Annotated in this window: 14 protein-coding genes and 1 other RNA gene; 7 read left to right on the forward strand and 8 right to left on the reverse strand. The window is 68.0% G+C overall.

What is annotated here, in order from left to right:
* Nucleotides 1–75 precede the first annotated feature (75 nt).
* The 6 genes from B3E43_RS07955 (at nucleotide 76) to B3E43_RS07980 (ending at nucleotide 2,756) form a co-directional block, all read left to right on the forward strand.
* Nucleotides 76–333: a hypothetical protein gene (locus B3E43_RS07955; protein WP_292028246.1), complete on the forward strand. Its 258-nt coding sequence runs from the start codon at nucleotides 76–78 to the stop codon at nucleotides 331–333.
* Nucleotides 333–644, forward strand: a complete 312-nt coding sequence (locus B3E43_RS07960; protein WP_292028247.1) for a cell division protein ZapA — start codon at nucleotides 333–335, stop codon at nucleotides 642–644. The genes B3E43_RS07955 and B3E43_RS07960 overlap by 1 nt, the downstream gene beginning before the upstream one ends.
* Nucleotides 645–695: 51 nt before the next feature.
* Nucleotides 696–856, forward strand: a non-coding RNA gene (gene ssrS, locus B3E43_RS07965) — 6S RNA.
* A 14-nt stretch (nucleotides 857–870) separates the two neighbouring features.
* Nucleotides 871–1,416: a 5-formyltetrahydrofolate cyclo-ligase gene (locus B3E43_RS07970; protein ID WP_292028248.1), complete on the forward strand. Its 546-nt coding sequence runs from the start codon at nucleotides 871–873 to the stop codon at nucleotides 1,414–1,416.
* A complete protein-coding gene (locus tag B3E43_RS07975; RefSeq protein ID WP_292028249.1) occupies nucleotides 1,413–2,234 on the forward strand; it encodes a TIGR00282 family metallophosphoesterase in 822 nt (273 codons plus the stop codon). Before B3E43_RS07970 ends, B3E43_RS07975 begins: the two co-directional genes overlap by 4 nt.
* Nucleotides 2,235–2,315: 81 nt before the next feature.
* Complete coding sequence (locus tag B3E43_RS07980; protein WP_292028250.1) at nucleotides 2,316–2,756, forward strand: hypothetical protein; 441 nt, start codon at nucleotides 2,316–2,318, stop codon at nucleotides 2,754–2,756.
* Here the strand turns inward: B3E43_RS07980 and B3E43_RS07985 are convergent.
* From B3E43_RS07985 to B3E43_RS08010, 6 genes are all read right to left on the reverse strand, one after another.
* Nucleotides 2,732–4,222 carry an amidohydrolase family protein gene (locus B3E43_RS07985; RefSeq protein WP_292028251.1) on the reverse strand — a complete coding sequence of 497 codons (1,491 nt, stop codon included), beginning with the start codon at nucleotides 4,220–4,222 and terminating at the stop codon, nucleotides 2,732–2,734. The two genes, B3E43_RS07980 and B3E43_RS07985, sit on opposite strands and share 25 nt — an antisense overlap.
* A 66-nt stretch (nucleotides 4,223–4,288) precedes the next feature.
* Entirely contained in the window at nucleotides 4,289–5,860 is a 1,572-nt protein-coding gene (locus tag B3E43_RS07990; protein ID WP_292028252.1) for an alkaline phosphatase D family protein, read from the reverse strand.
* A 127-nt stretch (nucleotides 5,861–5,987) separates the two neighbouring features.
* Nucleotides 5,988–7,373: an aspartyl protease family protein gene (locus tag B3E43_RS07995; protein ID WP_292028253.1), complete on the reverse strand. Its 1,386-nt coding sequence runs from the start codon at nucleotides 7,371–7,373 to the stop codon at nucleotides 5,988–5,990.
* A gap of 233 nt (nucleotides 7,374–7,606) precedes the next feature.
* On the reverse strand, nucleotides 7,607–8,047 hold the full coding sequence (locus B3E43_RS08000; RefSeq protein WP_292028254.1) for a DUF305 domain-containing protein: 441 nt from the start codon (nucleotides 8,045–8,047) through the stop codon (nucleotides 7,607–7,609).
* On the reverse strand, nucleotides 8,047–10,263 hold the full coding sequence (gene purL, locus B3E43_RS08005) for a phosphoribosylformylglycinamidine synthase subunit PurL (RefSeq protein ID WP_292028255.1): 2,217 nt from the start codon (nucleotides 10,261–10,263) through the stop codon (nucleotides 8,047–8,049). Before purL ends, B3E43_RS08000 begins: the two co-directional genes overlap by 1 nt.
* Before the next feature lie 68 nt (nucleotides 10,264–10,331).
* A complete protein-coding gene (locus B3E43_RS08010) occupies nucleotides 10,332–11,129 on the reverse strand; it encodes a hypothetical protein (protein ID WP_292028256.1) in 798 nt (265 codons plus the stop codon).
* A 198-nt stretch (nucleotides 11,130–11,327) separates the two neighbouring features.
* On the opposite strand from B3E43_RS08010, the gene B3E43_RS08015 reads away from it, so the two are divergent.
* Nucleotides 11,328–12,284: an aspartyl/asparaginyl beta-hydroxylase domain-containing protein gene (locus B3E43_RS08015; RefSeq protein WP_292028259.1), complete on the forward strand. Its 957-nt coding sequence runs from the start codon at nucleotides 11,328–11,330 to the stop codon at nucleotides 12,282–12,284.
* Here the strand turns inward: B3E43_RS08015 and B3E43_RS08020 are convergent.
* Together B3E43_RS08020 and B3E43_RS08025 are read right to left on the reverse strand one after the other, a co-directional pair.
* Entirely contained in the window at nucleotides 12,281–12,826 is a 546-nt protein-coding gene (locus B3E43_RS08020; protein ID WP_292028260.1) for a sugar O-acetyltransferase, read from the reverse strand. The two genes, B3E43_RS08015 and B3E43_RS08020, sit on opposite strands and share 4 nt — an antisense overlap.
* Nucleotides 12,827–12,901: 75 nt before the next feature.
* Nucleotides 12,902–13,301: phosphoribosylformylglycinamidine synthase subunit PurQ (locus tag B3E43_RS08025; protein ID WP_292028262.1), on the reverse strand; the 400-nt coding region annotated here is incomplete at its 5' end.

The raw sequence follows: 13,301 nt of genomic DNA on the forward strand, positions 1-13,301 counted from the left end.
CGGAAAAAGGGAGGCGCGCCGCTTTACCCCGACGCGTCGGCGGGTTCTATACGGATTCTGGAGGATATGAGCTGAATGGACGCTGCATCGGCCGCCAAGGACCGGGTTGATCGCGCGCTGGCGCTGCTGGAACGCCGCCTGCTCGATCTCAAGAGCCGCGCGGCCGGAACCAGCCGCGTGCCGGACGACGACCTGTTCGCCCCGGAACCCTCGACCGAAACCGATCGCGCGCGAATCCATGAGCTGGAGGCGGCCGGCCGCGACGCCGCAGAGGCCCTGTCCCACGCCGCTGACGCCATCCGCGACAGTCTGGCCGAACAGGAGGCCCGCTGATGGCGACGGTGACCGTCGAGATCAACGGCCGCCCCTATGCCGTCGGTTGCGCCGACGGCCAGGAGGAGCGCGTCCGCATCCTGGCCAAACAATTCGACGGCCATGTCCGCCAGGTGGCGGGCGAGGTCGGCCACGTCGGCGACATTCGCCTGTTCCTCATGGCGGGGCTGATGCTGGCGGATGAGTTGCATGAGGTCCGACTCGGCAATCCGGTGACATCCCCGGTGGCCGCCGCTGCCTCAAGCGACGGCGTGGCCGAGGCGCTGAACGCCGTGGCCGCCCGGCTGGAGAAGATCGCACAGGGTCTCTGACCCCCGGCCATTGTTCCGCCCCGGCTTAGGGACTATCTTGCTCAGCGGCGGGTCCTGCTGCGGCTCTCGTCGAAGGCAACATTTCCTTGCGACCTTAATTCACTCAAAGGGAGCTGTCCCTGATCAGGCCCGTGGGCCTGGGCACACGGCGCCCACCTGGCTACCCAGGTCGAGAGGATTTAAACGCCCTTCACGGTTCTTGCGGCGCCGCCAACCTCATTTCCCCATGATCGACAAACGCGAACTCAGATCGGTCATGCGGGCGACGCGCAAGCGTCTGTCGGGCCTTGATGCCGGCGCCGCTGCCCGCGCCGCCGAGCAGGCCGACACCTTGCCGCCGGGTCGCCTTGTCGCAGTCTATCGCGCGATCGGATCGGAACTGGACGTCGGCGCCCTGTCGCAGGCCCTGGTCCAGGCCGGTCGCGAGCTCTGCCTGCCGGTCGTCGTCGAGCGGGATGCGCCGATGATCTTCCGGCGCTGGTCGCCGGGCGAGCCGCTGGAACTCGACGAGGCGGGCGTGCCCGCGCCGTTTCCGCTCGCCGAGGTCGTCGATCCCGACCTGATCCTGACCCCGCTGCTGGCCTTCGACGCCCGGGGCGGACGGCTGGGGCAGGGCGGAGGCTACTACGACCGGACCTTCGCGGCGCGGCCGGGCGCTGCCCGCATCGGCTTCGCCTATGCGGGTCAGGAAGTCGACGACCTGCCGGTTGAGGCCCACGACGTCCGCCTGCATGGCGTTCTGACCGAGACCGGCTATAGACCCTTCACATGAGACTGGCTTTTTTTGGTGATGTCGTCGGCAAGTCCGGACGGGACGGGCTGAGCGATCACCTTCCGGGTCTGAAGCGCGACCTGAAACTCGACTTCGTGGTGGTCAACGCCGAGAACGCCGCGGGCGGGTTCGGCATCACCGAGAACACCGCGCGCGAGCTGTTCATGGCCGGGGCCGACTGCCTGACCCTGGGCAATCACAGCTGGGACCAGCGCGAGGCCCTGACCTATATCGTCCGCGAGCCGCGGCTGATCAGGCCCGCCAACTATCCGCGCCTGATGGATGCGCCCGGCGCCGGCGCCAATCTGTTCGAGACCCAGAGCGGCAAGACCGTGCTGGTCATGAATGTGCTGGGCCGCATCCACATGGACCCGATGGACTGTCCGTTCAGCGCGGTCGAGAAGGAGCTGGCCGCCTGTCCGCTGGCCGTGGTCGCGGACGCCATCATCGTCGACATGCATTGCGAAGCCACCTCCGAGAAGATGGCCATGGGCCATTTCTGCGACGGCCGGGCCTCGCTGGTGGTCGGCACCCACACCCATGTCCCGACGGCCGACTGCCAGATCCTGCCCGGCGGCACGGCCTACCAGACCGACGCCGGCGGCTGCTGCGACTACGACAGCGTCATCGGCAACGAAAAGGAAGAGCCGCTGCGGCGCTTCACCACCCGGCTCTCCGGCGGCCGCTATGTCCCGGCCCACGGCCCGGCGACCATCTGCGGCGTCTATGTCGAGACGGACGACAAGACTGGACTGGCCACCCGTGTCGAACCGATCCGGGTCGGGGGGCGGTTGAGCCAGGCGGTGCCGGCAGTCTAGAGGCTTCCAAGGCACCAGCCGGTGCGTTGACCCGTGCTTGCGGTCTGAGCATCATCCACCAAGCTTGGTTGGGAGGACGCGATGGAACCGGTAGAGGTCAGCGACGAGTCGCTCGGCCGGTTGCCCAGCTATCTGCTCGCCGAGGGGCTTCCGCCGACGGCGAATTTCGTCCTTCACGGCCTATTCTGGCTGACTCTTGCGATACTGGTGGTGGTTGTGATTGACCTCTTCGCTCGAGGTCGGTTCAGAAATTTCTCATCGGCTTTGGCGTCTATGCTGGGGGCTCTTGGGCCGCTGTTAGGCTTCTACGGCGCCGCCGATATCCTGATGAGCGTTTCTCTGGACCCGCGGTACACAGACATTTCCGGCGTCGCCGTTGGGCCATCAGCGCTGCTGGTTGCAGCCGGCACGCTGTGCGGGTGCATAGGAGTTGTGCTCACCGCTGTGCTCAAGATCATCCCGGCGAAGCACCGGAACACTCTCACAGAAAGTCTCGATCACCCCCGCGCCACGAACCCGTAGCGGCGGTTGGACGGCGTCGCGCCGGCGGCGACATAGTCGGCCTTGATCGCCGCAAACCGGTCGCCGCCGACCGCAGCCTGCGCCGTCGGAACCTCCACACCATAGAGGCGGGCGTTGTTGCCGCCGAAGATGCCGGTCTTCACCGCCCCGTTGGCGGTTCCGAGCGGTGCGAAGCCATGCGTGCGCTGCATGTCCTCGGGGATTTCGAGCCGGCGGAGGCCCTCGATCTGCCACTGGGGCGAGCCGGTCCACACCGCGTCGGTGCCCCAGCAGACGTGATCGGCGCCGAGGCCCCTGACCAGCGTCCCCATGATGGCGGCGCACATCCGGGGCTGCGCGACCAGTGTCTGGGCGAAGATCTGGCCGAGGTCGCCATAGACATTGGACACCCCATGCGTGGCCGGGATTTCGGCGAGGTCCGTAACCCAGTCGATCCGGCCGGTCCGGTCGAACTCGGCCAGGGCCCAGTCGGGATCATCCAGCCGGTAGGCCGAGTGGTAGATGATGAAGTTCAGTTGCGGCCAGTCCCTGGCGGCCTTCGCCACGTCATCGACCCGGGCGTGGGGCGCTAGGTGGGGGAAGCGCGCGTCGCCGCCCCGGCCCCAGAGACCCTTGTGGACGCAGACATTCCGGACCCCGGCGGCGAGCATCTTTTCGTAGCCGCGATAGGTCTCGTCGGAGTCCATCCGCCACGGATAGCGAGCGGTGTCCTTGTGAGTGTTGTCGCCGACCGTATAGCCCTTCACTGAATCCGGCCGCAGGGCCAGCGCGGCCTCGAGGTCGTCCAGCCAGCCGGGTGCGCCGGGCATCATGATGGCGTGGCTCATCATCCGCACCGATCCGGCCTCGGCGTTCACCTTCGCCTTCGCCTCGGCCATCTGCTGGTTGGTCAGGAACCAGTCCTCGGGAATGTCGGACGGCGCTGAGGAGATCAGGGCGATCTTGGTATCGCTGTCGAGGTATATTTCCTTGAAATAGTTGTCGAATTTCAGATCTTCGATGGTCTGGGCGCCCGCCGCGCTTAGGTTCGGGTTCCAGCCCTGCGCGGCCACCGACTCGCGGAGCCGGACAAAATTCTGCAGCCGTGTGTCGTCGCGCAGGAAGTGGGTGTGCATGTCCATGATGAACTGTCCGGACAAGGCGTTGGCCCGTTCCCGCGCCAGCTCAGGGGTCGAGGCCTCGGCCGCCCCGACCTCGAACAACGGCCCGAAGGCGCCGTTCAGGGCCGCGAACCCGGCCGCCATGCCCGCCGAGGTCTGGAAGAACCGCCGACGGCTGAGGCCCAGCTTCGGCGCCACCGCGTCGGCCAGGGCGTAGAGCCGAGCCTCGGTTTCGCGTTGTTTCCGCGTCTGCCGGACCGGTGCGTATTCCTCGCTGGCCACCATCCGCACCGGCAGGGGCGTGCGCGGTTCCGACCGTTCGGCCGGAGTGAAGGACGCCTGTTCCTCATCGGTGAGCCAGCCCATCGGAGCCTTCCTGTTTCCGGGAGCGGAGGCTAACACCGGCCCGAGCGGGCGGTGATTACGATTTCGTCAGGCCGGCACGACCCGCGCATCCCCGCTGGCTACCGCGAATTTCGCCCGGGTGCTCAGCGTCCCGCCGCGCTCCGACACCTTGTCCAGCACCTTGAACTCGGTCTGCCAGCGCTCGGGCGTGACGTCGCAGACGACATAGCCGCGCTGGGCGTTGTTGAATTTCAGGAACGGATTTTCGGCGAGGTAGCGGCGGCCGTCGGCTCGTTGATCCTGCCCGTCGCCGGACGAACTGATCGAGGTGGCGACGAACTCGGAGGCGACCGGCGCGCCCTCGGGGTTGCGGCTGTCGCGATACAACTCGCCGGCGTAGTTTTGGTGCTCGTCCCCGGTCAGCACGATCGTGTTGCCGATGCGCCGTTCGCGCAGCCGGTCCAGCAGCCGCTGGCGCGGAATGGCATAGCCGGCCCAGCTGTCGAGGTTGTAGCCGGGCTCAGGCCCTTCCCTCCGGTCCAGATCCATCAGCATGATCTGCTGCGCCAGCACCTTCCAGTGCGCCCGCGACTGGTCAAGGTTCCGGTACAACCACGCCTCCTGGGCCTGACCCAGCACCTCGGCGTTGCGCGCCGAGACCCCCGCGCAGGTCGTGCCCCAGCCGTCGTCGCAAGGCTGGTCCGACCGGTACTGCCGGGTGTCGAGGAAGTTGAGGTCCAGCAGGTCTCCCCAGGCGGCATGGCGATACAGTTGCATGTCCGCGCCGCGAGGGAAGGCCGAGCGGCGCAGCGGCATATGCTCGTAGAAGGCCTGGGCCGCCGCCTGCCGCCGCAGCAGGAAGACTTCGGGCGGCACGCCGTCATCGTTGTCGGAGACCCAGTTGTTGGACACCTCATGATCGTCCCAGGTCACGAACCACGCCGTCGCCGCGTGACTGGCCTGCAGGTCGGTGTCCAGCTTGTATTGCGCATAGCGCCGCCGGTAGTCGTCGAGGCTGTAGACCTCGCCGCCCAGATGCTGGCGCGGGTTCTCGATGGTCCCGCCCGAGCCGGTGTAGGTGCGGTTGCCGCGGCCTTCGTAGATGTAGTCGCCGTAACAGTAGACGAAGTCCAGGTCCTCGGCCGCCGCCTTGCGGTGGGCCGTGTAGAATCCCTGCTCATAGGCCTGGCAGCCCAGGACGCCGAAACGGGCCCGGGCGGTCGCGGCGCCGGCGGCCGGGGCGGTCTTCGCCCGGCCGCTCGGGGTGCGTTCGCGGCCGGCGTTGAAACGGTAGAAATACTCCCGGTCCGGCTCCAGCCCCTCGACCTCGACGTGGACCGCATGGGCCAGTTCGGGGCGGGCGATCGCCTCGCCGGAACGGACGACGGCAGCGCCGAAGCCACGCGAGGTTGCGACCTCCCATTTCACCGGCACCGGCGCCGATGGCATTCCGTGGCCGATCTCCAGCGGGCGGGGCGCCAGCCGGGTCCAGATCACGAAGCCGTCGGAGGTTGGGTCGCCTGCAGCGATGCCCAGCTGGAACGGATATTCCGCGAACACGGGGTCGGCCAGCGCCTTGCGGCCGGAGCTGGCCAGGGCGCCACCCGCGCCGAGGCTCAGCAACAGGCCGCGACGGGACAGGGAGTCAGGACGGTCCATCAGGTTTGCTCCGGGCTGAGGGCACACTGCTAACCCGGAAGCATGACAGCCGTCACCCAGCCCGAAAATTTCCCGCTCCGCTGCGAGGTCGAGGCATCGAACCGGCGCCGCTGTCGGTTGCCGGTCTTCAGGGAGTGAATTCCACCTTCAGCGTGACAAAATCCAGCGCCACGCGATCCAGGCGGCGCAGGAACCCCGACCCGAGCAGGGCCATATTCTGTTCGCGATTCTGCATCGTATTGAACACGGGCACCCCGCCGCGCCGCGCCGGCACATCAGACCACTCGAGCGCGCCGATGGTCAGACGTTCCACAACGCCCGTCTGGAACTGCAGCGCGGCACCGTCCAGACCGCGCGCCGGAGCCGCGTCGCCCGTTTCGCGGAAGCCGGCCGCCCTGGCGGAGGCCGGGTCGAGCACGAGCTCCGCTGAAGAGCCCGTGTCGACAAGCAGGTTCACCCGGCTCCCGGCCTGACCCTCAACGAAAAGATGCTGCCCGGCGATAGACATCGGCATGCCGCCCTGACGGGAAGGTTCGAACCGCAGCTCGCCCATGTCCGAGCCGGCCTCGAAGTCGAAGACGACCCGCTCGGACCGCCGCAACACATCCAGACCGATGACCGCCACGATCTCTTCGCCGGTCAGGCTCTTCATCGTGTCCGAGAGCCCGGCAATAACCAGCACGTCGGTCGGTCCCATCTCGACGGCGCCGATGGACAAGCCGGCGAGACCGGCCTCTCCCGCGACAGCCACCGCGCCGCCTGCGCCGCCGATGGCCAGGGGTTCGGTGCTTCGTCCGGCTGGCGAGTAGGTCGCAATCTGGACCTGCCGGACGTCTGTTCCCGCCGGCACGACCGAGTCAGATATGACCGTCACCGCCGCGCCAGTATCCACAACAGCCCAGCCGACCATGCGCCCGCCGATGGACAGCTGCACGAGCGGAAAGCGACTGAACCGGAACGGGGCCGAGCCGATGATCTCGCGCGGTGTGACGCTCAGGGTCGTGTCCGTTTCGACGACCACTTCGCCAGGCCGAGGCATCCCGGCCGCCACAAATGGATTGAAGACCGGACCGACGGTCGCAGCCGACGTCGAATAGCCGTGGATCAGGAAGGCCTGCTTCCGTTCGGGCGAGGTCACGCTGACCCGAATGTCATAGCCCGTCAGTTCCTCGACCCGGTTGGACCAGCTGGAGATCGTCGATCGTCCATCGGACGAGCGCGCTTCCAGGGTGATTACTCCGTTTCTCCGGCTCACGACCCGGAGGCCGGGCGCGGGGGTTTCCAGACTGCTTGAGCGCCCGGTCGCCGGCGGAAGCAGCACCGATACAACATCCGAACCGGGCCCCACCCTCACGACCTGGGTCTCGCCCTCCGCCAACGGAAGCAGGCTCAGGTGAAAACCGTCGGGTGAGCGGTTGAGCAGGAATACGCCCTCAATGTTCGCGGCATGCCCCACGCCAGGCAGGAGGCAGGCGAGGAGGAGGGCCATAAGGAAGCGGAGTGGCGCCGACATCGGGTTCCCCAAGTTCATCCATCGATGGAGAACATTCTGCCGCGTCGGCGTTTCACGCTTGTTTCAGCGCTGAAATGGACGAGGCCACCCCCGGCTTTCGCTCCAGCCAGGCATCCATGCGTCTCGTCCTGCGGACGCCGGGCGGTGGCCGGTTCAGGCGGCGCGGCGGTCGGCGGATACGCCGTTAGCGGTCAGCGTCGTGAGAGCCACTGGCCTCACTCCGGCCGGGGCCTTCAGTTGGAAGCGCGGGGGGGCGACGTGGCGGGCTTCCAGGCGCGCATTTCCGCTATCTCCCGCGTCTGGGTATCCACCACGACCTGCGCCATGCGGCGAACCTCCGGATCGCGCGATTCCCTGAGCGCGACCTCCGCCATGGCCACGGCGCCGCGGTGGTGTTCGATCATCTTGGCGATGTAGGCCTCGTCCACCGTCGAGCCCGACGCCCTGGCCATGCCGGCGTGCATCTCGGCCTCGGAGGCGGCGAAGGCCTGATCCCCCGGCGTCGCACCATGGCCGCCGGCGTGGGCCGGCGCGGAGACAACGCCTTCCTGCACCGTTTCGGCGTGGTTCTCGGCCGAGGCGTCGCGCAGGGCCTGCTGGACGGGATCGCCCCCGCCTTCACAGGCCGACAGGGTCAGGGCGAGGGCGGTCAGAGCGATCGGTGCGAGGCGCATCAGGCGTGTCCTTCGATCCAGTTAGGCATCCAGCTCTCGTGCATCTCGCGCAGGTGGTCCAGCGGCAGGCGGAACAGGTCCCCGCCAGAGCCTCCCGAGGCGAAATCCCGACCCTTGGCCCGGCCGACAACAGAGGCGCGCACGCCGGCGGCCTGGGCCGCGGCGAGGATATCCGTCGCATCGCCGACGGCGACCAGGTAACGGGCCTGGTCCTCACCGAAGAGCAGGATGTGGGCATGGGTCGCCGAGGTAGCGTCCAGCTCGACGCCGCAGTCCGAGGCCAGGGCGATGTCAGCCGCCGCCCCGATCAACCCGCCGTCCGACAGGTCGTGCACGCAGGTCAGGGCCCCCGCCTCGATCTGCCCGCGCACGAAGTCGCCGGTCTTCCTCTCCAGCGCCAGATCGACCGGCGGCGGCGCGCCGTCCTCGCGGCCCAGCACCTCACGCAGGTAGATGGAGGCGCCCAGTTCGCCGGCGGTCTCGCCGATCAGGACCAGCACATCGCCCTCGACCATGCCACCGAAACCGACGACGACGTCATAGTTGGTCAGCAGGCCGACGGCGCCGACCGTCGGGGTCGGTGGAATGGCCGCGCCGTTGGTCTCGTTATAGAGGCTGACGTTCCCGCTCACGACCGGGAAGTCCAGCACCCGGCAGGCCTCGGCCATGCCGTCGATGGCGCGGACGATCTGGCCCATGATCTCGGGCCGCTGCGGATTGCCGAAATTGAGGTTGTCGGTGATGGCGATCGGCAGGCTGCCAACGGCGGTCAGATTTCGCCAGGCCTCGGCCACGGCCTGTTTGCCGCCTTCATAGGGATCGGCCTGGACATAACGGGGGGTGCAGTCCGAGGTCATGGCCAGACCCTTGTCCGTGCCGTGGACCCGCACCACGCCGGCGTCAGCGGCGGTGGCCGAGTCATGGAGGGTGTCGGCCATGACGTGGCGGTCGTACTGCTCCCAGATCCAGCGTTTGGAGGCCATGTCCGGGCAGCAGACCACCTTGATCACCGCATCGACCCAGCTCTCCGGCGCCGGCACGTCGGCGGGGGCGAGGCGCGGCTGAAGTTCCGGCTGCACCCACGGGCGGTCGTACAGGGGCGCGTCGTCGAACAGCGGAGCCAGCGGAACGTCGCAGACCGTCTCGCCGTGGTGCTTCAGCACAAGATGGCCAGTGTCCGTGGTCACTCCGATGACGGCGGCGTCCAGGCCCCACTTTTTGAAGATCCGGTGGCCATCTTCCTCGCGGCCCGGCTTCAGCACGGCCAGCATCCGCTCCTGGCTTTCCGAAAGCATCATCTCATAGGCCGTCATGCCCTCTTCGCGCTGGGGCACGGCGTCCATGTTCAGCTCGATGCCGACTGCGCCCTTTCCGGCCATTTCCACCGAGGACGAGGTCAGGCCGGCGGCGCCCATGTCCTGAATGGCGGCGACCGCGCCCGAGGCCATCAGCTCCAGCGTCGCCTCGATCAGCAGCTTCTCGGCGAAGGGGTCGCCGACCTGCACGGTGGGCCGCTTCTCGTCCGAATCCTCGTCGAACTCGGCCGAGGCCATGGTCGCGCCGTGGATGCCGTCGCGGCCGGTCTTCGAGCCGAAATAGACCACCGACAGGCCCGGAGCCGGCGCCGCTGAATAGAACAGGGCATCCGCCTTCGCGACGCCCACGCACATGGCGTTGACCAGGATGTTGCCGTTGTAGCCGGCGTGGAAATTGGTCTCCCCCGCCACCGTCGGAACGCCGACGCAGTTGCCGTAGCCGCCGATCCCGGACACCACGCCCTTGACCAGCCGCTTCGTCTTCTCGTGCGATGGGTCGCCGAAGCGCAGGGCGTTCAGCAGGGCCACCGGGCGCGCGCCCATGGTGAAGACGTCCCGCATGATGCCGCCGACGCCGGTCGCCGCGCCCTGATAGGGTTCGATGAAGCTGGGGTGGTTGTGGCTCTCCATCTTGAAGATGCAGGCGTCGCCGTCGTCGATGTCGATGACGCCGGCGTTCTCGCCCGGACCGCAGATGACCCGTGGTCCCTTGGTCGGGAATTTGCCGAGGTGGATCTTCGACGACTTGTAGGAGCAGTGCTCGGACCACATCACCGAGAAGACGCCCAGTTCGACGTTGTTCGGCTCCCGTCCCAGCCGGTCGAGGACGACCTGATATTCGTTCGGGGCCAGGCCGTATTCGGCGGCCAGTTCAGCCTTGGTCTTTTGCGGAGCGCTCATGGGCGCGCCTTCTAGCCGTTGAACGGAGTCGTGTCAGCCACTGCTTGGGGCGAGCGCGAGATCGGGGGTCAGGCGGTCGTTCGCTCCACGCCGGAGCGCAGGCGGAATGTGAGCACAATGACGCCCACCAGAACGGTCACGCCGGCGGCCAGCGCCGCATAGGCCAGCATCGGGTTGCGCGCCTGCTCGGCGACGAACGCGCCCAGCAATCCCCAGGCGATCGGCAAGCCATAGGCGAGAGTGCGCAGGCGCTGCGTGACGCCCAGCGCCACGGCTGTCACAACGGCGATCGCCAGAATAGCCCAGACGGTCGGCGACAGGACCTCGGGCAGCCAACCGTTGCCGGTGGCCACGGTGATCAGGTTGACCGGCGCCGCAATGGTCAGCCAGCCGGCCAGCATGGCCAGCGGCCAGACGGTCATCCAGCGGTCGCGATCGCCGCGCGGCAGGGCGCGAATCGCGCCGGCATTGGCCAGCAGGGGCGCCAGCAGGACGGCCAGCGAGCCGAAGATCAGCACGATCGTCGCGATTTCCCAGTCGAAGGCTGCCGCCACGACCCACCAGCCGATGCCGAGCAGGGCTGCGACCGACGGCCAGCCCAGGCGATGGATCAGCAGGCTCTCGCCCGTCTGGGGCAGAGCCTGCCTCACCGCATAGACCACCAGCCAGAGATAGATCACCCCCCAGATGGCGAAGGCGTAGCCCGCGACCTTCAGGGTGGCGTCGCTGTCGGCGGCAAACTCGGCCGGGCTCTGGCCCCATTGAAGCAGGACCTGCGTCTGGCCAATCACAATGGCGAAGATCGTGGCGGCGAGCACCAACAGCCGGCGGATCATCTGTGACGACGTGGGACGTTCGATGGACATGGCGACTCCGATGCAGTGGTCATCAGTACGCGCTCGAACGGTGAAGGTTCAATCGTACCCCGCCGCCGGCCTGTTTGACGCTTTCATCTTGACGGACGCCGTTCGCCCGCCTCCGATCTGACAATGGCGAATACGGAACAGGGCCACCGCGCCGCGATCGAAGCGGCAGACCGCGCACTTGCCGCGGAGCCGCGCGATTTGCGCGCGCTGATTGCCAAGGGGGATGCGCTCGCGGGGCTTGGCGACAGTCGCGCGGCCGCCAGCTTCTACAGCTCCGCCCTGCGCGTCGCCGGCGACGGCACGGGTCTGGCGCCGGCGATCATCGCCGAACTGCGCCGCGCCCAGGCCGCGGTTCAGGCCCAGGCCCGGCGGTTTGAGGCCCATCTGACGAGCAGCCTCGCCGGCGCAGGCTTCAACCCCTCGACCTCAAGCGACCGCTTCGCCCTGTCGCTAGATCTGATGGCGGGGCGCAAGCGCCTGTACCAGCAGGAGCCGCGCTTCTACCTCTTCCCCGGTCTGCCCCAGATCCAGTTCCAGCCGCGGGAGACCCTGCCCTGGCTGGCGGCGGTCGAGGCGGTGGCGGGTGAGATTCGCGCCGAGCTGGACGCCCTGCTGGCCGAACCCGACCTGTTCCGCCCCTATGTCGAGCCGCGGGCGGACCGGCCCAACAGCGACGCTGCCGGGATGATGTCCAACGCCGACTGGAGCGCCCTGTTTCTGTGGAAGGACGGAGAGGAACAGCCCGACATCGCCCGGCGCTGCCCGCGCACCCTGGCGGCCCTCGCCGAGGTTCCGCTGTGCCGGGTTCCGGGGCGGACGCCTTCGATCCTGTTTTCGAAGCTCAGGGCCGGCGCGCGAATCCCGCCGCACCACGGACTGATCAACACCCGCCTGATCTGCCACCTACCCCTGATCGCGCCGCCGGGCAGCCGCTTCCGCGTCGGCAACGACACGCGCGAGTGGCGTGAGGGCCAGGCCTGGGCGTTCGACGACACCATCGAGCATGAAGCCGCGAACGACAGCGGTCGGGACCGCACCATACTGATTTTCGACGTCTGGAAGCCTGAGATGAGCGAGGAGGAGCGGGCGCTGGTTTCGGCCTTGTTCCAGGCGGTCGACGCCTACGGCGCTGGCGGGCAGGCCTGGGGGGTCTAGGTCTTCAGGCGGGCCGGGTTGCCGACAGCGGTCGCGCCTTCCGGCACGTCCCGCGTCACCACCGAGCCGGCCCCGATGACCGCATCGTCGCCAATGGTCACGCCCGGCAGGATGATCGCGCCGCCGCCGATCCACACGTTCCGGCCGATTGTGACCGGCCGGCCGAACTCGATACCTTCCGCCCGCTGGACCGGATCACGCGGATGGTCGGCGGTGAGGATCTGCACCGCCGGCCCGATCTGCGTCTGGTCGCCGATCTCGACCTCGCAGATGTCCAGCACCACGCAGTTGAAATTCATGAACACGCCCCGGCCCAGCCGGATGTTGTAGCCATAGTCGCAGTGGAACGGCGGGCGGATGATCGCGCCCTCTCCGACCTCGCCCATCTTCTGGCGCAGCAGGTCGCGGCGCTCGGCGGGGCTGGCGGCCATGGCGGCGTTGTAGCGCGCCATCCATTGTTTGGCGGCGGTCTGGTCGGCCTGAAGCTCGGGATCGCCGGGATCGTACGGCAGACCCGAGATCATCTTCTGCCGTTCGCTCATGAACATCGGTCGGTCCCCGGATAGCGCCCCGGGAGATCGACTGACGCGAGGCGTCAGGTCAAGTCCGCAATCGGGTCAGGCAGCGGCGAAGACGCTGCGGAACAGTGTCGCGCCGTCGGCCGAGCCCAGCTCTTCCTCGAACGCCCGGTCCGGGTGGGGCATCAGCCCCAGCACATTGCCGCGGGCATTCTGCAGGCCGGCGATGTCAGCGACCGAGCCGTTCGGGTTGTCGACATAGCGGAACACGACCTGCCCCTCGCCCTCGATCCGGGCCAGGGTCTCGGCGTCGGCGAAATAGTTTCCGTCGCCATTGCCCTGGGTCATCACCACCTCGCGCTGGCCCTGATAGCCGGCGGTGAAGCGGGTCTGGCCATTGGCGACCGTCAGCGCGATGGGCTTGCAGACGTATTTCAGCCCGGCGTTGCGCAGCAGGGCGCCCGGCAGCATTCCGGCCTCGCACAGGATCTGGAAGCCG

The organism is Brevundimonas sp. UBA2416 (assembly GCF_002343105.1).
Lineage (GTDB): Bacteria > Pseudomonadota > Alphaproteobacteria > Caulobacterales > Caulobacteraceae > Brevundimonas.

Coding starts and splice junctions, on each gene's coding strand:
- B3E43_RS07995 (WP_292028253.1), bottom strand. CDS start 7,373: ATGTCGGCGCCACTCCGCTTCCTTATGGCCCTCCTCCTCGCCTGCCTC.
- B3E43_RS07980 (WP_292028250.1), top strand. CDS start 2,316: ATGGAACCGGTAGAGGTCAGCGACGAGTCGCTCGGCCGGTTGCCCAGC.
- B3E43_RS07960 (WP_292028247.1), top strand. CDS start 333: ATGGCGACGGTGACCGTCGAGATCAACGGCCGCCCCTATGCCGTCGGT.
- purL (WP_292028255.1), bottom strand. CDS start 10,263: ATGAGCGCTCCGCAAAAGACCAAGGCTGAACTGGCCGCCGAATACGGC.
- B3E43_RS07990 (WP_292028252.1), bottom strand. CDS start 5,860: ATGGACCGTCCTGACTCCCTGTCCCGTCGCGGCCTGTTGCTGAGCCTC.
- B3E43_RS07985 (WP_292028251.1), bottom strand. CDS start 4,222: ATGGGCTGGCTCACCGATGAGGAACAGGCGTCCTTCACTCCGGCCGAA.
- B3E43_RS07975 (WP_292028249.1), top strand. CDS start 1,413: ATGAGACTGGCTTTTTTTGGTGATGTCGTCGGCAAGTCCGGACGGGAC.
- B3E43_RS08000 (WP_292028254.1), bottom strand. CDS start 8,047: ATGCGCCTCGCACCGATCGCTCTGACCGCCCTCGCCCTGACCCTGTCG.
- B3E43_RS07955 (WP_292028246.1), top strand. CDS start 76: ATGGACGCTGCATCGGCCGCCAAGGACCGGGTTGATCGCGCGCTGGCG.
- B3E43_RS07970 (WP_292028248.1), top strand. CDS start 871: ATGATCGACAAACGCGAACTCAGATCGGTCATGCGGGCGACGCGCAAG.
- B3E43_RS08010 (WP_292028256.1), bottom strand. CDS start 11,129: ATGTCCATCGAACGTCCCACGTCGTCACAGATGATCCGCCGGCTGTTG.
- B3E43_RS08020 (WP_292028260.1), bottom strand. CDS start 12,826: ATGAGCGAACGGCAGAAGATGATCTCGGGTCTGCCGTACGATCCCGGC.